Consider the following 19,652-nt stretch of genomic DNA (forward strand, 5'->3'; position numbering starts at 1 on the left):
CTTAAATTCTGTGCTGAGCGCGTGTTGTGATCTCATCGATATCAGATCCACAGCTTTTTGACGGGCTTGCCACCATAGGCCAGATTGACCATGGCACGCGTCACCATCAGCGCAGTGAACATCGACGTCAGGATGCCGATCGATAGCGTGACGGCAAAGCCTTTCACGGGCCCGGTGCCAATCGAGAATAGAATCACCGCCACCAGCAGGGTGGTGATGTTGGCATCCACGATCGATGTGAACGCCCGCTCGTAGCCCGCGTAAATGGCCTGCTGAATCGACATGCCGTTGCGCAGCTCTTCACGTATCCGCTCGAAGATCAGCACGTTGGCGTCCACAGCCATGCCTAGCGTCAGGACGATACCGGCAATGCCGGGCAGGGTGAGCGTCGCCCCCAGCATCGACATCACGGCCACCAGCAGTGTCAAGTTGAGCGCCAGCGCGATGTTGGCAAACACGCCGAACACCTTGTAACGCACCAGCATGAACAGCACGACCAGCAGCAAGCCGATCTGAACCGATAGCAGGCCGCGTTCGATGTTTTCAGCGCCCAGGCTGGGTCCAATGGTACGCTCCTGAACGAAGTAGATCGGCGCAGCAAGCGAGCCTGAACGCAGCAGCAGCGCCAGCTCGGCGGCTTCGGTAGGGGAGTCGAGGCCAGTAATCCGGAAGCTGTTACCCAGTGCGCTCTGAATGGTCGCTAGGCTAATCAAGCCGCGTTCGGTGTAGGGATCCCGAACGATGGTCTCTTCGCCGGTTTCAGGGTCGACCTCGATGCGATCTTCGCTCTTGTGCTCGATGAACAGCACCGCCATGTTGCGGCCAATGTTGGTGCGCGTAGCGCGGTTCATCAGCGTGCCACCGGTGCCATCCAGGTTGATGTTGACCTGGGGGCGACCGTTCTCGTCGAAGCTGTTGCTGGCGCTGGAGACGCTGTCACCAGTAATGATCACATCCCGCATCAGCTCCGCTGAGCGGGCCGGGTCGTTACGAAACTCGAAGCGTTCGGTTTCGGCATCCGGTGTATCGTTGCGCGCTTCTAGACGAAACTCGAGGTTGGCCGTCGCGCCCACGATCCGCTTGGCGGCCACGGTGTCCTGTACGCCGGGTAGCTCGACCACGATTTGGCTCGGCCCTTGGCGCTGTACCATGGGCTCGGCCACGCCCAGCTCGTTCACGCGGTTGCGCAGCGTGGTCAAGTTCTGGTTGATGGCGTAGTCCTGGATTTCGTTGACCGTGACATCGCTCAGCGTCATGACCAAGCTCGAAGCGCGGCCATCCCCTTCGTTGGTGTACTCGAAGTTGGGGAAGTCGCGGCTGATCAAACGACGGGCGTCGTCGCGGTCTTCGGCGCTGGCGAAGTCGATCGATAGCGAGCGTTCGTCGATGGTGGTGTTGCGGTAGCGAATACGCTCACTACGCAGCAGTTCGCGCATGGCGCTGGCGTTCACTTCGAGGCGCTGGGTCAGCGCGGCGTCCATATCCACTTCCAGCAGGAAGTGAACGCCGCCGCGTAAATCGAGGCCCAGCGTCATCGGAGAGGCCGAAAAGGCTTGCAGCCAGCCAGGGGTGGCATCGGCAAGGTTGAGTGCAACGGTCGCGTTGGGACCCAGCACGTCTGCAGCGATGTCCCGCGCGTCGAGCTGGTCATCGTCGCTTTGCAAGCGAATCAGCCACTGGCCATTGGTCTCTTCGACGGCCTTGACAGCGATGTCGCGCTCGCTGAGCGCTTCTTCAACGCGGGTGATTTGCCGTTCATCCAGCGCGTCGCCTTGGGCATCGCTCACCTGAATGGCGGGATCTGCGGGGAATAGATTGGGAAGCGAGTAGATAAGGCCAACCACCAGGACGACCAGTATCAGCAGATACTTCCACAGGGGGTAACGGTTGAGCATGCAAGCCCTGCCTTCAATTACAAACGGAATCGCTGTGCACAGACAGGCTGCGCACAGCAACGTTCACCATCGACGCTACCATGTCACCCCTGCCGGGGTGGCTGGCACTGGGTCGGCAGGGGGGAGTGCAAGCGTTAGATGGACTTAATGGTGCCTTTAGGCAGTACGGCGGCCACGGCGTTTTTCTGCACGTTGACTTCGGTACCTTCAGAGACTTCCAGGGTCAGGAACTCGTCGCTGACTTTGGTCACGCGGCCAACCAGACCGCCGCCGATGACGACTTCATCGCCCTTGGCAAGGCTAGAGACCAGCTGCTTGTGCTGCTTGGCGCGCTTGGCTTGCGGACGCCACAGCAGGAAGTAGAAGATCAGCACGAAACCGACCAGCATGACGATTTGCGCGATGCCACCGCCAGCAGCGGCTTCTTGGGCATGGGCTGGTGAGATGAAGAAATCCAGCATTGCAGGGAACTCCTGGGTTAGAACACTCAATGGGTGAGTGAGTTACGCCACCCGCAGCGACGGGCGGCCATAAAGGGATTAGGTAGTAGCGCCCGCAAGGGGGGGCACAGGGAGGCCGCGCCTTGCATAGAAGCTTTCCACAAAGGTCGTCAATGTACCCGCTTCGATTGCCGCGCGCAAATCAGCCATCACCCGCTGGTAGTAGCGTAAGTTATGGATCGTATTGAGCATGGAGCCCAGCATTTCGTTGCAACGATCCAAGTGATGCAAGTAGCCACGGGAGAAGTTCTGGCAGGTATGGCAATCGCACTCTTCATCCAGCGGGCGGGTGTCGAAGCGGTGCTTGGCGTTGCGAATCTTGACGGTGCCTTCGGAGGTGAACAGGTGGCCGTTACGCGCGTTACGCGTGGGCATCACGCAGTCGAACATATCCACACCGCGACGCACGCCTTCGACGAGATCTTCCGGCTTGCCCACGCCCATGAGATAGCGCGGGGTGTCGTCCGGCATCCAGGTGGGCAAGTAATCGAGTACCTTGATCATCTCTTCTTTGGGTTCGCCCACGGAGAGGCCTCCGATGGCCAAGCCATCGAAGCCGATCTCCAAAAGCCCCTTGAGCGAGCGCTCACGCAGCTCAGGGTGCATGCCCCCTTGAATGATACCGAACAGCGCCGAGGGCGAATCGCCATGGGCGTCGCGGGAGCGCTTGGCCCAGCGCAGCGACAGCTCCATGGATTTTTCGGCCTCTTCGAACGTGGCCGGGTAGGGCGTGCACTCGTCAAAGATCATCACCACATCAGAGCCCAGCGAGCGCTGCACCGCCATGGACTCTTCCGGTCCCATGAACACTTTGCTGCCATCCACCGGCGAGCGGAAATGCACACCCTGCTCGGTGATCTTGCGCATTTCACCCAGCGAGAACACCTGGAAGCCGCCGGAGTCGGTGAGGATTGGCTTATCCCACTGGGCAAAGTCGTGCAGGTCGCCGTGGGCTTCGATCACATCGGTGCCGGGGCGCAGCCAAAGGTGGAAGGTATTGCCCAGAATGATCTCTGCGCCGATCTCTTTGACCGACTCGGGCGTCATGCCCTTGACCGTACCGTAGGTGCCGACCGGCATGAACGCGGGGGTTTCCACCGTGCCGCGTGGGAAGTGCAGGCGGCCACGGCGCGCGCGGCCATCTTCGGCGAGGCGCTCGAAGCGCATAAAACATTCGTTTCGCATGACAGTCACTCGTTGATCGATCGGTAGGCGCGGCGGTTAGCGGGTCAGCAGCATGGCGTCGCCATAGCTAAAAAAGGCGTAACGCTCTTCGACCGCCGTACGGTAAGCCTGCATGATGTGCTCATAGCCCGCGAACGCCGACACCAGCATCAATAGGGTGGATTCGGGCAAGTGGAAGTTGGTGATCAGTGCATCCACGCAGCGCCACTCGTAACCGGGATAAATGAAGATATCGGTGTCGCCGCTGAAGGGCGCAATCTGGCCATCGCTGCTCTTCATACAGGCGCTCTCCAGACAGCGAACGCTCGTCGTCCCCACGGCAATCACGCGCTTGCCAGCGGCTTGCGTCTCGCGAATTTGCTGGCAGGTGGCCTCGGTGACCTCGATCCACTCGCTGTGCATGTGGTGTTCGAGGATGTTATCCACCCGCACCGGCTGGAAGGTGCCTGCGCCGACGTGCAGTGTCACGAAAGCACTGTTGATGCCTTTCTCGGCCAAAGCATCCAGCAGCGGCTGATCGAAGTGCAGCCCCGCGGTCGGTGCTGCGACGGCCCCGTCCCGGCGAGCGTAGACGGTTTGGTAGCGCTCGCGGTCACTTAGCTCGTCTTCCCGAGTGATATAAGGGGGCAGCGGCATGTGGCCGTGCTTTTCCAGCAGCGCGATCATCGGCGTCTCGCCTAAAAAGCGCAGTTCGAACAGTGCATCGCGGCGGCCTTCCACCACGGCATGAATGTCGCCTTCGAAAATCAGCTCGGTGCCCGGCTTGGGCGACTTGCTAGAACGAATGTGCGCCAGCCCTCGGTGGCTATCCAGCGGACGCTCCAGCAGCATTTCCACCTTGCCGCCGCTGGCCTTGTGGCCGTGCAGGCGAGCGGGAATCACTCGCGTGTCGTTGAACACCAACAGGTCGCCCGGTTCTAGCAGGTCTAACAGGTCGGGAAAGCGGCGATGGTCCAGGGCACCGCTTTGTCCATCCACACACAGTAAACGGCAATCGCTGCGCTGTTCGGACGGATAGCGGGCAATTAGCTCATCGGGTAGCTCGAAATGGAAATCCGCACGCTGCATGTGAAGAAGCTCTTTTCAGTGGTCAAACAAGCCGCCTAGGATAGCGCTTTAGGTGGATAAAGTCAGTCGATGTGATTGACCTAGTGGGTTATCTACGTATAATGCGCATCCATTGCCGGTGTGGCGGAATTGGTAGACGCAGCGGATTCAAAATCCGCCGCCTTTACGGGTGTGCCAGTTCGAGTCTGGCCACCGGCACCAAATTCAAGGGCCTAGCGTTTATCGCTAGGCCCTTTTTTTGTGCCTAACATTGACGTCGGTGGACGTTTTTGCCCGTGATGATGCCTTTAATCCTGCGAAGCCTTGCATTACCCCGCCTTTTTACGGGTTTATTTCCTGCCTCTTTGTGAAATACTTGAGCCTATTTATCTAATCGCCTCTTGTCATCCACGATTGATGAGGGCGCTAAGGCGGCCAACGCCTGTCTTTCATAAAAACGTTTGGCGCAACGCGCTTGCGAACCTTCAGTGGAGATGTGCTCAATGGCGAAGTCATCAGCCGATATGCTTAAGTCAACGCAACCCGGCGTTATGAGTGGCCACCTGCTCAACAGTGTCAGGGTCAGCGCCCAAGAGTCTCACCGTGATTGGGACTTCTTGGCCAACACGCGCGACGACGTAGTGCGTATCGACGTACCGGCTGATCCCCAAGAGCGCATGGCGTTTGTCCGCCGCTGGATGGCGAAACATCAAAAAGCCCTGAAACAGGGCGGTATGGCCGCCACCCTCGTGCTGCCACTGATGGCGCAACAGGCCCTGGCGGATCAAATGGTCGCCGTCAATGATCTGCAAGGCGTGGCAGAAGTGATTCGCCAGCCCAACGGCAGCCTGACCCTCATCATGAACAGCGGCCAGCGCATTGATATTGCAGCCGCCGATGTGGCCTTGGAAAACGGCCGTGTCGTCGTCGATGTCGACTCCCTCATGGAGCTATTGGGCAACGACAGTGGCCTGTTGGTACCGCTGAGCCAGCTTCCCGACGTGCAAACCTGGGAGCGACTGCCCGACGGCAACGTGATGGTCACCCGTGCCGACGGCACGCAAATGGTCATCGAGCGCGGCGCGCTGGTGCAGCAAGGCGATTTATTCCTGATCAGCCCTAGCAATGCTCTGCAGCAAGGCATCGCCAGTGGCGAGGATTTCGGCAGTTTGTTGTTTGTGCCCAGCGCCTCTTTCGCCACCGATACCTCAAGCACCAGCAGCTTCCCTAGCACCGCAAGCAGTAGTAGCAGCGAGCCGGTCAGCTCGTTTGGTGACATTCCGCCTTGGCTCTATATAGGGGGTGGTGCTATTGCCGTGGGGGCTGCCGCTGCAGGCGGTGGGGGCGGCGGTGGCGGTGGCGATGCTGGTCCGGCCACTCTTAGCGGCTATGTGGTCGATGGCTATATCTCTGGCGCGACCGTCACCCGGGCCGTAAATTCGAACCAAGTCACCACCAATGACGATGGCTTCTTTAGCGGTCTGCAGGGCAGCGGTATCTTGACCGCGACTGGCGGTGTCGATATTGCTACGGGTCTACCATTTACCGGCGTACTACGGGCCCCTGAAGACGCGACGGTCATCACACCGCTGACCACGCTGATGGTGCAGCTCTCCGAGCAATTTGGCCTGAACGACGCTGACGCCCAAACGGCCATCAAAACGTCGTTAGGGCTCGACCAGCGGATCGATCTAACGACGACCGATCCGCTGGCAGAGTCCTCGCCGAATGTCGATCTGCTGGTGGCGGGCGTAAAAGTGGCGAGCGTGTTAGCGATGGCGGCCACGGCAGGCATCAGCAGCGCCGATGCCTTATCGCGCCTGGCGAGCGCCTTTAACCAAGCCAGCGACGCCGACCGCGAGCTGACCAACCAAGAGATGGCCGATGCGCTGTCGCTTCCGTCCATTGCAGGTCAGGTCAAGCAGGCCCTGGACGCCATCGATAATGCCAGTGATGGCCTCAATGTCGACGCCTACCGTGACGGTAACAACAACCCACTGCGTGATGCGCAGCAGGATGCCCAAGACCCTAACAGCGAACTGTCCGAAACGATCGACTCCCGCGCCGAAGTGCCCTATTTCACGCTACAGCAGGCGGTAGCGCTGGCGGCCAACGATGAACTGCCCGCTCAGTACTTGATCAACCCCGACCAGCCCTTTGCCGCTGGCACGCTGGGGCTCACGGCGGCAGGCAACCAATTAGCGCTGGTCGAAACGGTGCTGGCGGGAGATTTTGATGTCGCCACTGCGCCTATTGCGCTAGCTGACCTCTACACATGGTCGGTGCGTGCGGATGCCGAGGACGTGTTGGTGAGCGGTGGTTTAGGTCGCCCGGAGGTGGTGGGTGCGCAGAGCGTGACGCTGACCAATGCCACCATCCGTCCGGATCAGTTCGCTGACCTTAATACCCTCGACAATTTTGATCTGGGCAACACGGTCGTGCCTTACACGTTGGAAGAAGCGTTAGCGACCGACGTGATGCCCGCCAACTACACGCTGAACCCGAGTACCCCTTTCTCCGCCGGTGATTTGACCGTGCGGGAAGCCGCCGAGCTGATCGACAGCACCCGCATACTGCTGGATCTTGCCCAAAACACCGACAGCGATAACCTCTCTCGTGACTTGCTCTTAGAGTGGAACATCGTCGATAGCCTCGACACGATTTTAGGAACGCCCGCCGCGCGCCCGCAAATCGCCGAAGCCAACAGTATCAGCGTGACGGAAGCGATCATTACGCCTGCTCAATTCGTACAGCTCAATGGCTTGGCGAATTTCGTGCTTGGCGAGACCGAGGTGGATTACACCCTGGCCGAAGCGCTGGATGCCGATCCGCTCGCCAGCAATTACATCATCGACCTTCAGGCAGTGCTGAACGCAGGCACGGTCACCGTGGCCGAGGCAGAAACCAAGTTTGCCGACGTTAGCCGGGTATTGGAAGGCGCTAGCAACCAGCCGCCGCTCACGCTATTTGAGTGGGTCATTCGCGATGACGTTGATGCGATTATTGCCGACCTGGATCAAGGGCATGTGATCGAGGCGAATCAAGTGTCGGCGAGCAATCGCGTGATCACGTCGGCTCAATTTGACCAGCTCAACACGTTGGACAACTTCGAGCTGGGCGCGACTATCGTTCGCTACACGCTGGAAGATGCCGTCAATGCCGATGAATTGGCTGCCAACTACGAAATCGACACCACCGTGCCCTACGAAGCAGGCGAAATTAGTGTTGATGAAGCTTCTGCAAGGCTGGCAGATGTCGAAAGTATTCTTGCTGGTGCAGACAATACCCAAACGCCCGACGCCGATGAGTTGTTCAACTGGACGGTCGTCGATAGCGCCGCGGCGATTTTAGAAGCGGGTAACGTACCTCACCTCGTCCGCGCGGATGCAGTGAACGTCAATGACGACATCATTACGATTGCGCAGTTCGAAGCGCTGAGTGCCGCTGAATTTAACTACGTTCGTCTTGGTGAGCTGGTGGAGTACACGCTGGCTAACGCCATCTCCGTCATCGATGCTGGCGATAGCCCACTCGTCGACAGCTACGTGATTGATCTGGATACATCGTTCGACGCCGTATGGACAGTCGACCAGGGAGAGAGCTACTTCGCGATCATTGCAGGCGCAGAGAACCAGACGGCCTTGCTGGCAAGCGATGCCGTGGTATGGCAGATCGAAGACAACATTAGCAACTTGCTCAACGGTATCAGTAACGTCAACGCCGATGATGATGCGTTTGGCGACGATGCCATTGTGAATGCTGAAACGGTGCGGGTGACAGGTACCACCATCACGCAAGCTCAGTACGAAGAGCTGTCGGAGTTGTTAGGTAATACGCTGCGCTTAGATGCAACTGACAGTGCCGCCAGAACCACTGTCACCTATGCGAACCTGGAAGCAGCCGTGGGTGCCGAGGCCGGTGGTGTGCTTGCCCCCAGTGAGTTTTACTCCATTACAGGCAACACGCCCTACGAAAATCCCAACGGGGCATTGAGTGTTGCCAATGCGCTGACAGAAATTGAGACCGTCAAGAGCATTCTTGAGGGCTCTACCAATCGCGACGCAGCCAATTTTGAAGCCTTTTACAATTGGAGCATCACCGACTCTGCCAGCAATATTCTTGATGTCATTGAGAGCAGTACAGGCGGTATTCCGGAAGTACTTGAAGGCGCAGACAGCATCCTTGCGGCCAATGGCGGTGCAGATGGCAACATTCTAGCCGCTGAGTACGACGCCTTAGTCGATGGCCTTGGCGACGGCGGCTTTGATTATAACGAGGTCGAATACACGCTGGCCTACGTGTTTGACGAAACTGACAACACCTTTGCCGCTCCAGACGATCTAGCCGACCGCTTCTTCTTTACTCGCGACGTGTTCGACATTGACGAAGCCGTTGGCGAAGGCAATATCAATGTGGCCGAGGCAGAAGGGTATTACAACGCCGTATTAGCACTGGTGAATGCAAGCACCGACAATTTGTCAGTGACGGACATCTACGAGTGGAGCGTTTTAGATAGCGCAGCCGCCATTGTCACGGCCTATACAAATAACGGTAATCAACATCCTCCTCACATCCGCGATGCAACGCTGGTCGAAATAAACGACACGGCGGTTATTTCGTTTGAGCAATACGCCATTCTGGATCAAATCGCTGGCTTTGAGATTCAGACGTATACGCTTGAAGAAGCGGTGGTGATTTATCTAGAAAATAATAGTGGGCTGGCGACGAATTATATCATCGATGATTCAACAGCATATTTGGCTGAGTCACTATCCGTTGAGGAGGCTTTAGAGTACAGGAATGCCGTTAGTATAATCGTGGATGAAAGCGAACAGTCTGCAAGGAATGCGCGATTAGATAGCGCAGCTTTAGATGAGCTTTATAGCTGGACCGTCCTCGACAGTGCAGTTGCAATACTAGGTGCTGCAGACACAAATGGGCGCCTTTCAGAAGCCGCTGAAGTGTCGGTCAATGATGATGTGATAACGTCATCAACTGCCCAGGAACTTAGAGACAATTTTGATAATTTTGTCTTAGGTGAAACGCCGGTCAGTTTCACGTTTACAGAAACTCGTACGCTGGTTCAGATCGAAGGGATTACTGAAAACTATCAGATTCTTCCTAATGAGGGAGATATTCCAAACTTTGACTTATCAGGCGTTTCAGAGGCCGAGGCACGCTACACAGAAACACAAGAAATTGTGGATGGCGCGCTTAACAGAAATGACGTGTCGGTTGAGCAGCTTCAAACGTGGACGATTGCTGATGCTGGCCCTGTGGAGTTATTCAATGCACGGGCAGAGGCCTGGGTGACTGGTGCTGATAGCATTACCCTCGACCTACCGGCTGGCGCAACGCTCACTCCTGAGCAGTATGAGGCATTCTTGGTCTTGGAGAATGTGACCCTTGATACTGCAAGTGTCGAGTATACGTTGCAGCAAGCGGTTGAGTTCGTAGATGGTGGCGGCGTGCTACCTGGGCAAGCAGTAGAACGTCCAGGTAGTTACCAAGTTGAATCTTCGACAGTATTTAGCCCAGCCAACGCTCAAACAGTTAGCCAAGTCACTGCCTTGTTAGGGACGGCGGATGCGGTGTTGGCGGATGCTGACAATACTGCTGATTTGGATCGCAGTGCGCTCTTTAGCTGGTCAGTACAAGATAGTGCCGAGAATCTTATTGCTTCTATCGGCGAAACTGCAGTGACAGATGCTGATAGTGTACGTGTCGATGTGCCAGAAATTGGTTATGAGGACTTTGAAGCACTAAGTGTTTTAGATAACTTCAACCAAGATGGCCTGACGGTCTCTTATCCGTTGGGTGAGCTGGTTGAGCGCTTTCTCAGCGGTGAAGATATCCCTGCTGCCTATGCAATTGATACTGAGGCGCCGCTCTTTGAGGCAGGCGCATTAGATGTTCATGCCGCAGAGCGCCTCTACGATACGGCGACAACGCTGATTGATGGTGCGGTCAATAGTGACGTGTCGCTACCTTCTCTAACCTCTTGGATTGTTCAAGATACGTTCGAGAACATCTATACGCAGAATATTGTTGGTAATGGTGGTGAGCCAGCCGAATTTTTGGTGAGTGATGCAGCGACTATTTATGTTGTTGACGATGCTCTCACCCCTGGTGATATCGAAGATCTAGAGCTGTCATTAGGTCTAGGTGGTTTTGAAGAACGTCCAGAACTTGCGCCAGGCAGTAGTATTTCTCAACTCTCCAAAACGTTTGCCATTAATGGACAGCCGGACGGTGAGGTTGATCTCATTACTGATTTCCGGGTGGGGGATGCTCCTGGCTTTGATCAGGTATTTATTGACCTGACAGCAGATGAATTCGCATCACTTCGTGGAACCTATCCAGGGTTTGTAAAAGACCCCATAAGCGGAGCTCTTGGCGCGGAGGAAGCCTTCGCCGTTTTCACAACCGAGAGCTTTGCGGATCTTACGTGGCTTGATCAACTTGGCTTAGAGGATGACGAGGTCGTTTATCTCTTGGCTAATGAAGACGCGAGCGGAGAAAATGCCCAGTTATTCCGCGTTGAGGACATAGGCACTGAGTTCGATACGCAGGCGCTAGCCAACTTCGAAAACCTAGATCTCAATAACTTCCTCGATGACAACTGGAACACCAACTACTCCATTGCCTAATGCATGACTAAACAAACCCCCAGCAGCCGCAAGGCTGCTGGGGGTTTTTGCTGTTCCCTCCACGTTAACAACAGCCAGCCGTACCATGTCTATTGTTGAATCCCGCCAAGCATCGTATAAATGCGGTGCTTAAGTGCACATCAACTCAATAACATACACATCTTCGCTGGAGATACCCCCCATGGGCGTGACCTATCACGAAAGCAATGCACGTATGAGCCAAGTGGCTGTTCATAATGGAACGGTTTACCTTGCGGGCCAAGTACCTGCGGACGCCACGGTGGGCATGCGTGGCCAAACCGAGCAGGTGTTGGCGCGCATTGATGAGCTGCTGGCGCAGGCGGGCACCTCTAAAGAGCACCTGATCTCTGCTCAGGTGTGGGTGACCGATATGGCGGAGTTTGCGGAAATGAACGACGTGTGGGAAGCCTGGGTGGTGCCGGGGCGTCCGCCGGTACGTGCGGCGCTGGAAGCCAAACTGGCCAAGCCCGAGTGGAAAGTAGAAATTATGGTGATCGCAGCACTGCCTGACGCTTGAGCCAGGCGTTACCGCCGCGTTCGCTAGATGATCACGCCCGCAGCGACTAATGCGTCGCTGCGGGCGGTTGTATCAACGCTAGCCTTGATTAACGCTCTCCCCGAATCAGCACACTCCCTCTGCCACTGCCTTCTCCAGCGCGGCCAACCTGCCGGGCTCCAGCGCTGCTTCCACCGCCGTAATACGAATCACGTTGGCCAGTTCAGGGTGGGCGAGGCGGGCCACCAATACACCTTCGGCTAGCAGTTCCTGGTGAACCGCCGCTGCCAACTCCGCGCTGGAGAGCCGAATGCCGATGAAATTCGTCGCGCTGGGCAGCACGTCGGCACCCAGACCGATAAAGTGCAGCGCCAGCTGTTCGCGGCGGGCTTTCACCGCTTCAATGTGCTGCTGTACTTCCTCCGGGTGATCGAGCACGACTTCGGCCGCTGCCTGGGCGAACGAGGACACCGCGTAGTGAATACGCACCTTCATCATCATCGCCAACACGTCAGGCTCGGCAATCGCGTAGCCAATCCGCATCCCGGCAAGGCCGTGGGCCTTGGAGAGCGTACGCAGGCGAATCACCCCCGGAAGCGCCTGGCCGAGGAACTCGCTGCCCGCGTCGTCACGAAAATCGCCGTAAGCCTCATCCAGCAGCAGCCAGCACGCCTCCGGCAGCGCCTCGCGTAGCTTGAGAATCGCGCTATCGCTGTGCAGGTGGCCGCTGGGGTTATCGGGGTTCGCCAAATACACCAGCCGCGCATCTTCTTGATGAGCCGCCGCCGCCAGCGCTTCTAAATCCGGGGCGAGTACGCCGGGCGCTTCATGGTAACTTGGCTCGATCAAGCGGCAGCCCTGGCCTTTGGCGAAGTAACCGAAGGTAGGGTAGGTGCCCGCCGTACTCACGACCGCATCGCCCGCCGTGCAGGTAGTGCGCAGCGCCAGAGCGATCAAGCTATCGGCACCGGCATCCACCAGCAGGTGCTCCAGGGGAATGTTCTGCTGTGCGCTCAAGCGTTGGCGCACTCCGAACGCCTCGGCATCGCCATAACAGTAAACGTGCTGCGCCACCGCATCTCCAAAGTGCTCCCGCAAGGCGCGATGGGGCATGTCTAACCCCTCGTTAGAGCCCAGCCGGTGCGGGATCTCTCGGCCAAGCCGACGCTCCAATACTTTAATGCCGGGGAACGGGTTGGCCGGGCCTTCGCCAGTAAGATGCTCGGGGTAGCGGGGCATAACGTCTCCAAATCAGATAGCGTAAACTGTCGCCTAGCACAGTAATGAAAGCATGAACGGCAATGACAATACCCGTCCAAGGATACGGCATGGCTCACTTATTGCGAATCGTGATGATTCACGGCCACTTAAACGGGGTGGTCGAACTCAGTGTGGATGGCCACACCAATATTTGCGGCACCAACGCCTCCGGTAAAACCACGCTGCAGCGGCTGGTGCCGGTGTTTTACGGCGAATTACCTAACAAGGTAGTGCCCAAAACGCGTATGAAGTTCGACGCGTTCTACTTGCCCCACCGGAACAGCTATCTGGTGTACGAATACCGCCGCGAAGCGGGCAATATCTGCCAGGCGGTGCTGACCCGCAAGGCCGAAGGTGGCGTGGAGTACCGCTTCGTGGGCGCACCTTATCGACCGGATGATTACCTAGTGGAAACGGAGCAGGGCCCGCTGGCGCTGGACTATACCCAGTGGGCCAGCGGGCTGCGCCGTAGCGGCACGCCGGTTTCTCCCAAGCTGGGCGCGACCTCTGAATTCCGCTCGGTGATTCAGAACGACTTTACCCAGCTCCACGGCAACAGCCGCGACGGCCTGAGGCTGCGCCAGATCGCCGCTCAGTTTAGCCTAGTGAACCCCGAGCGGCGCATTCGCCATATCGAAAAGCTGGTCTCGGCGGTGCATGCCAAAGAGGGTAAGATGGATACCCTCAAGACCATGCTGGCGGCGATTTTCGAAGAGGACGGCGTCGAGCTGCCCGTCACCCGCATCCGCAGCGCCAAAGCCCGTGAATGGATTGCCCAGATGCGCCAATCCATGCGTCTGGAGCCGCTGCAAGCCTCGCTGGCCAAGCTCTCTGGCATCGACCGCGAGCTGGCCGAACTCGACACCACCCTGTGGCAACTCAAACCCCAATTGGCCGACGACCGCGAACAGGCCCAGCGGCGGGTGGCCGATGTAGACAGCGAACTCAATCGCCACCAGCAGGCATTCCAGGCCGAAGAGCAGGCCTACACCGAACGGCGGGATGCACTCAACGACCAGCACAGCGAAGTGGCAAGCCAACTGCAGCACACCCAGCGTCGCCTCAACGACCTGCAAACCCAGTTCGAGCGCTATGCTGATGCCGATATGCCCGGCCTGGAGCGGGATATCAACGCGCTGCCCCAGTGGCGCGAACAGCGCGACCAGCTGCAGCAACACCTGCAAGTGATGCAGGACGCAGTGAAGGAAAGCCAGGCGCGCCTAGATGGCCGACTGCGTGAACTCTCCGATACCCTCGCCCGCCAGACCCAAGAGAGCCAGGCGCTGATTGACGCGCTGGTCGAAGAAAAGGCCGAGCGCCGCGAACAGCAGTGGCAAATCGAACAGCAGCATAACGAGCGCTACCAGCAGGCCCGCCAGCGGCTAGAGAGCGAGTACCAAGCCCAGCTAGAATTAGGCGTCGAGCAGTTGGCCGAGCTAAAAGCCCAGCTCGCCATGCCCACACAAACCCGCGAAGAAGCTCAGGAAGCCGAACTGGCCCAGGCGCGGCTGGACGACGCCCAGCAAGCCCGCAGCGCGGCGGGGGCGACTCTGGAAGCGCTGCGCCGCGAGCTGGATGCCCACAAACGCGAACGCGACATCGCCGAGCAGCATCTCGTGCAGTGCCGCCAACAACGCGAGCGCGCCGAGCAGCACTGCTACACGCTTTATCAGCAGCAAACCCCCGAGCAGGGCAGCCTGCGCTACTTCTTGCGCTACCACCGCCCCGGCTGGGAGCAGCAGCTCGGCAAGGTGATTGCCCCCGAGCTGCTGGAGCGCCGCGACCTCGCCCCGCAGCTAGCGGAAAACGCCAGCGACGACCTGTTCGGCCTGGCGCTGGACCTTTCCGCTATTGCGCTGCCGGAGTATGCCCAGGACGAAGCCAGCCTGCTGGCCGCCATCGAAGAAGCAGAAGGTGCCAAAGCCCGCGCCCAAAGCGCCTGCGTCGCCGCTGAAAAAGCGCTCAAGCAGCACAACGAGCGGGTGCAGCAGGCGGATGATGCCCAGGATACTGCTCGCCTCGCCCTCCAGCGCGCCGAACAAGAAGTCGGGTATGCCCTGGAAGCGCGCCGCCAGCAGCAGGCCCGCCACGCGGAGAGCCAGAAAGCTCGCCGCGCTCATATCGAAGCCGCCTTGGCCCGCCAGGAGCAAGCGCAAGCCGAGCTGCGCGAAGAAAAGCGCGAAGCCCTGGCCGAGCTGGCCGAGACCCATCAAGGCCAACTGCTGGAACTCAAGGCCGACGCCCAGAGCCAGCTCGACAGCCTGGAGGCCCAGCTACGCACCTATAAACAGCAGCTTAGCGATGCCAACGCCGAACACCAGCGCCAGCGCGAAGAGCTGGAAGCCGCCTTCAGCCAGGAACTGGCCGACCAAGGCGTCGACCCCGCCCAGCTCAAGGCCACCAAAACCCGCCTGGAAGCGCAGAACGAGCGCATTCGCAACACCGCCGCTCGCCAGGAGGAACTGGCCGAGTACCAGCGCTTCATGCGCATCGAATGGGGCCAGCACAAACCGCAGCTAGTGGCGGAAGAGGCCGAACTGGCCCAGCGCGACCAGCAGCTCAAGCGCGATAAAGCGCATCTGAAGAACGCCTTCAATGCCGCCCGAGAGGCCCACCAGCAGGCGGTGAACGACCTCAAAGCCCAGCGCGGCAGCGCCCGAGGTACCCTGGACACTCTCACGCCGCTGCTCAACCAGCTGGACAGCCTGGAGCTGGTGGCCGAAGGCGCGCCAGCGGAAGCCAGCGTCGGGGATGTGGACGAGCGTATCGAGCGAACCCGCCAAGCGCTGACCAGCCGCCACCAGCAGCTAGAACAGTTACGCCGAGGCTGTCTGGAGGTCGAAAGCCAACTGATCAAAGACGCCAGCAGCGGCTTTGCCGATGCCTTGCAAAGCGAGCGCGACAAGCTGCCCAGCGACAGCCCCCGGCTACTGCTGCCGCTGCTGCGCGGTATGCTCAAACTGCTGGAGGACCAACAGCAGCAGCTGATTCAAGAGGGGCGCAACCTCAGCGACGACCTGGACAAGTTCTTTATCGTTTTCCGTGACCTGAACCGGCGCATCAGCGCTCAAAGCCGCCGGCTTTCGGAAGAGGTCGCCGACGACCTGCGCTTGGAAGGCATCACCAAGGCGGAAGTGCGCATTCAATCCACCATCGACGAGCTGGGCTTCTGGGAGCCGCTCAAACTGTTCGCCCAGCGCTACAAGGCGTGGCGGGAGTCCGGCCAGACGCTGCCTAGCGACGACTACCTCAACGCCCTGGCGGACGTGGTCGACCTGCTGCGCAGCGACCAGCAGTACAGTTTCGAAAGCCTGCTGCGCCTGGAGCTGCATCTGAACGAAGGCGGCACCGATCTAGTCATCAAAAACGACCGCCAACTGCTCGAGTCCTCCAGCCACGGCATGGCGTATTTGATTCTATGTAAGTTCCTGCTTGCTTTTACCCGCCTGCTGCGCGGCGAGGCGCAAATCGCCATTCACTGGCCCATCGATGAGATCGGCACGCTGGCCTACCACAACGTCGAAAAACTGTTCGATGCCTGCGACAGCAACCGCATTCATATCGTCGGTGCGTTTCCCAACCCGGAATCCGACGTGCTGCTGCTGTTCGCCAACCGCTACCTCATCGAGCGGGATGCCACTCACCAGCAGCGCCAGCTCAAGCGTATCGAGCCGCGTCTCAGCGCGCTGGCGCAGAAGATCAAGCAGCGCCAACAGGAGGTCAGCGCATGATCGAACATGGTCCTTTACTGGAACGCCTGCTGGCCGGTGACTTCATCTGCGCCGTCAGCGACGACAACGCCTACCGCCACCTCTCCAACGAAGAGACCCGCGAGGCGATCGACGCCTACCTACGCCCGCTCAACCGGCGGCTGGCCAGCAACGAGGATGCCAGCGTCTACTTCCTGGCCTGGCGCCAGCTCAACGACGCGGCGCGGGAGCAGCTCTCCCGCCAGCTAGCTGACACGCTCAACAGCCTGCTGCCCATGCTGGAGTGGCTGCAATTGGTGCAAGAAGCGCTAGGCCACGACACCCTGGCGGCCCCCGGCGATGTGCTCAAACCCGCCGAATTCAGCGCCAAATGCGAAGACAACCAGAGCCTGCGCGAGCGCCTGGAGCGGCTAGCTACGGATAGCTTCTTTGGCTCCCAGAGCGACCAGTTGGATGCCCAGGTAAAGCAGATTTTCAAGCGGCTGAAGGAGCACGGCTACCTGATGCAGCCCCACAGCGAGCGCCAGGTGTTCGTGGTGACGGGCAAGATGGATTACTTGGTGGATGTGGTGCGCTTCATCCGCGACGAAGAGAACCTGCCGATCGATGCCGACGGAGACGAGGGCACGCAGGAGGCGCTGCTGTGAGTAAGCGTGTGGGCAATGGCGTGAGCGAACTGGAGAGCCGCCTGCTGAAAACCGGCGCGGAGCGCTTGGCGCTGCTGGGCAAACACGCCGAGCGCCTCATGCAGGGCTACACCCGCGACGACTTACCGCTGGAAGGCCTGAGCGACGGAGCGCTGCGCAAACTGCTGGCTGCCCGCGTGCTGTGGCGGCCCGACGAGCAAAGCGGCGTGAAGCTCTCGCCCAAGGTGCGCGACCTGATCGCCGAAATGCTCGCCGACGAAACCCGCCGCCACGTCAATGCCGACGTAGCGGAAACCCTGGAGCTGATTCGTAGCCAGATAGAGAGCTACCGGGAAGCGCGCAGCAAAGGCGAACACTGGCGGCAAGAGCAGCAGCTACTGCGCCTGCGCCAGGAAGTGGACGATCTCAACGGCCGCTTTGCCGACGCCATCGACAGCCTGTGGCAGCGGCTGAATAGCGATTTCGGCTTCGTCAGCCAGCTCAACGACAAGATCCGCGAGAACGACCGCGCCCAAAAGCAGATCGTGCGGCTACTCGATGGCCTTGCGCTGATCGACTTCGACGAGCTAATCGAACTGGTGGGTAGCGACGGCAGCCTGCGCAAGCTGCTCATCAGCCAGCTTCAGAACCGCCTGAGCCACCACTACACCAGCCTGAGGGAAGTGCAGCGTCGGCTGATCGACCTCATGGCGCGCTTTCGCAAGCAGCAGGCCCGCAGCCGTCTGATGACCGGCATGGCCGCCTTCATGCGCGAACACCCCGGCTTTGTGCCCGGCAACTACGCCCAGCGTAGCGAGGTGCCCGCGCTCTTCAACCGCGCCACCCCGCTCAACCCCGCCGCCGCCCCGGCGCTAGACCGTGCCCTGGATACCCGCGTACTGGCCGAGCTGCTGCATGACCTGCCCGCCCCACGCCACGCCGCACAAAACGTCGCGGTCGCCAACCCCGTACAACCCGCCGAAGAGAGCCTGGCCGCCGCCCGCCAGCAAGCGCTCAAGCAGGACGTGGAACGCTTCTACCTCGCAGTGCTCGATCAGCCGCCTACCGAACCGGTCAGCGCCCTGGCGTACCTGCAAGAGAGCGGCCTGGAGTGGGCGGACGAGATTTGGTTGTTCCAAGTCATTGCCGAGTACCAAGGGCTGCCGCGCAGCGAACAGCAGGCCTTCCGCCTGCAGCAAGAGGAGAGCAAGGCCAGCGCCTATAACGACCTGCGGCTGATTCACGATGTGGCCCTGGCGGTGGCGGTATGAACCTGACGGGGCGCGCCCGCTCTGGTCTCAATGACGTAGCGCTACAGCTTCGCCGTCAGCCGATAGTGGAAAAAACGCGCGGTCAATGGGTGGAAGACGTGGTGGCCTGGTGCCGCCAGCAGGATATCGATCTCGGCAGGCGGCTCTCCAGCCAAGCCCTACGCTTCGATGCCGAGCTATTGGCACAGATCGATGACGTACTAGAGAGTGCCCGCTTGGCACCGCTAGGCCGCTCACTCAGCGGCCTGCCCAGCAGCGCCCAAGCGAAAGAGGGCGTTGAAGAAGACAAAGCCACCCGCGAAGGCCCCCGTGCCTGGCGCGTACTGCTCAGCCTGCCGCCCCAGCCCACCTCGGGGCTTTCCAACGAGCCGCGCTGCATACGCGACGTGGACGTTCGCCACCTCACGCTGGGGGCCTTCGGCGCGCTGGTGCAGGTGGAAAACCTCGACAGCTTCTACGCTTTCAACCCGAACATCAGCGCCCTCAGCGGATACGCCAACCCGCTCATCGCCTACCGAGGCGATAGCCACTACGGCGGCGGTTTTGCCTACCTGGCCGAGGTATGGCGCAAAACTCGCAGGCCGCACCTTTACGCAGGCGACTTCGACGCCAAAGGCATTACCCTGGCGCTGGACAGCGGCGCCACGCACTTACTGCTCCCTGACATCGCGTGGCTCACCCAACACGCCACCCCCCTGCACCAGCCTGCGGGGCAACTGCCTTATCAGCGACGATTACGACAGCTTCATGTCGGCCTATCGCCTCAACATCCGCTAAGGCCTTACTTAGCACTGTTGGAGAAGCAGCGGGGGCTTAAGCAGCAGTGGTTTGAGGGGGAATTGGTGGCTGTGGGGGGTGGTTAGCGGCTTGCTTTCATCTTGGCTTTGTGTGTCGCATCCGCCGTGCAGTGCGTTTCTGGCGGTTTGATGGGGCAAAGCAAAGCGTGGAAGCGCGCTGCTTTTGGATAAGATGGCTATTTTTTCTTTGCTTT

11 protein-coding genes and 1 tRNA gene are annotated in these 19,652 nt (G+C 59.3%); 7 read left to right on the forward strand and 5 right to left on the reverse strand.

Annotated elements, in window-relative coordinates; genetic code table 11:
- Positions 1-41 precede the first annotated feature (41 nt).
- From secD to queA, 4 genes are all read right to left on the reverse strand, one after another.
- Entirely contained in the window at positions 42-1,895 is a 1,854-nt protein-coding gene (gene secD / locus QIT27_RS11665; RefSeq protein WP_159341198.1) for a protein translocase subunit SecD, read from the reverse strand.
- 134 nt (positions 1,896-2,029) lie between these two features.
- The gene (gene yajC, locus QIT27_RS11670) at positions 2,030-2,356 is read right to left on the reverse strand and encodes a preprotein translocase subunit YajC (RefSeq protein ID WP_159341199.1); all 327 of its coding nucleotides are present in this window, start codon (positions 2,354-2,356) and stop codon (positions 2,030-2,032) included.
- 78 nt (positions 2,357-2,434) lie between these two features.
- Positions 2,435-3,562: a tRNA guanosine(34) transglycosylase Tgt gene (gene tgt, locus QIT27_RS11675; protein ID WP_463415120.1), complete on the reverse strand. Its 1,128-nt coding sequence runs from the start codon at positions 3,560-3,562 to the stop codon at positions 2,435-2,437.
- 54 nt (positions 3,563-3,616) lie between these two features.
- Positions 3,617-4,648 carry a tRNA preQ1(34) S-adenosylmethionine ribosyltransferase-isomerase QueA gene (gene queA / locus QIT27_RS11680; RefSeq protein WP_159341200.1) on the reverse strand — a complete coding sequence of 344 codons (1,032 nt, stop codon included), beginning with the start codon at positions 4,646-4,648 and terminating at the stop codon, positions 3,617-3,619.
- A gap of 114 nt (positions 4,649-4,762) precedes the next feature.
- Between queA and QIT27_RS11685 the strand changes: the two genes are divergently transcribed.
- From QIT27_RS11685 to QIT27_RS11695, 3 genes are all read left to right on the forward strand, one after another.
- Positions 4,763-4,849 (forward strand) — tRNA-Leu (locus QIT27_RS11685).
- 281 nt (positions 4,850-5,130) lie between these two features.
- A complete protein-coding gene (locus QIT27_RS11690; protein WP_285263908.1) occupies positions 5,131-11,277 on the forward strand; it encodes a calcium-binding protein in 6,147 nt (2,048 codons plus the stop codon).
- 181 nt (positions 11,278-11,458) lie between these two features.
- Positions 11,459-11,815, forward strand: coding sequence for a RidA family protein (locus QIT27_RS11695; protein ID WP_253019017.1), 357 nt, complete (start codon positions 11,459-11,461; stop codon positions 11,813-11,815).
- A 105-nt stretch (positions 11,816-11,920) separates the two neighbouring features.
- On the opposite strand, the gene QIT27_RS11700 is transcribed toward QIT27_RS11695, so the two are convergent.
- Positions 11,921-13,033, reverse strand: coding sequence for a pyridoxal phosphate-dependent aminotransferase (locus QIT27_RS11700; protein ID WP_285263909.1), 1,113 nt, complete (start codon positions 13,031-13,033; stop codon positions 11,921-11,923).
- A gap of 89 nt (positions 13,034-13,122) precedes the next feature.
- On the opposite strand from QIT27_RS11700, the gene QIT27_RS11705 reads away from it, so the two are divergent.
- The 4 genes from QIT27_RS11705 to QIT27_RS11720 are packed head-to-tail and all read left to right on the forward strand — an operon-like array spanning position 13,123 to position 19,524.
- A complete protein-coding gene (locus QIT27_RS11705) occupies positions 13,123-16,785 on the forward strand; it encodes an ATP-binding protein (RefSeq protein ID WP_285263910.1) in 3,663 nt (1,220 codons plus the stop codon).
- On the forward strand, positions 16,782-17,411 hold the full coding sequence (locus QIT27_RS11710; RefSeq protein ID WP_285263911.1) for a condensin complex protein MksE: 630 nt from the start codon (positions 16,782-16,784) through the stop codon (positions 17,409-17,411). Before QIT27_RS11705 ends, QIT27_RS11710 begins: the two co-directional genes overlap by 4 nt.
- A complete protein-coding gene (locus QIT27_RS11715) occupies positions 17,408-18,661 on the forward strand; it encodes a hypothetical protein (RefSeq protein ID WP_285263912.1) in 1,254 nt (417 codons plus the stop codon). Before QIT27_RS11710 ends, QIT27_RS11715 begins: the two co-directional genes overlap by 4 nt.
- On the forward strand, positions 18,658-19,524 hold the full coding sequence (locus tag QIT27_RS11720; RefSeq protein WP_285263913.1) for a DUF7281 domain-containing protein: 867 nt from the start codon (positions 18,658-18,660) through the stop codon (positions 19,522-19,524). Before QIT27_RS11715 ends, QIT27_RS11720 begins: the two co-directional genes overlap by 4 nt.
- Positions 19,525-19,652: the final 128 nt, after the last annotated feature.

This window comes from Halomonas sp. LC1 (assembly GCF_030247125.1).
Taxonomy (GTDB): domain Bacteria; phylum Pseudomonadota; class Gammaproteobacteria; order Pseudomonadales; family Halomonadaceae; genus Vreelandella.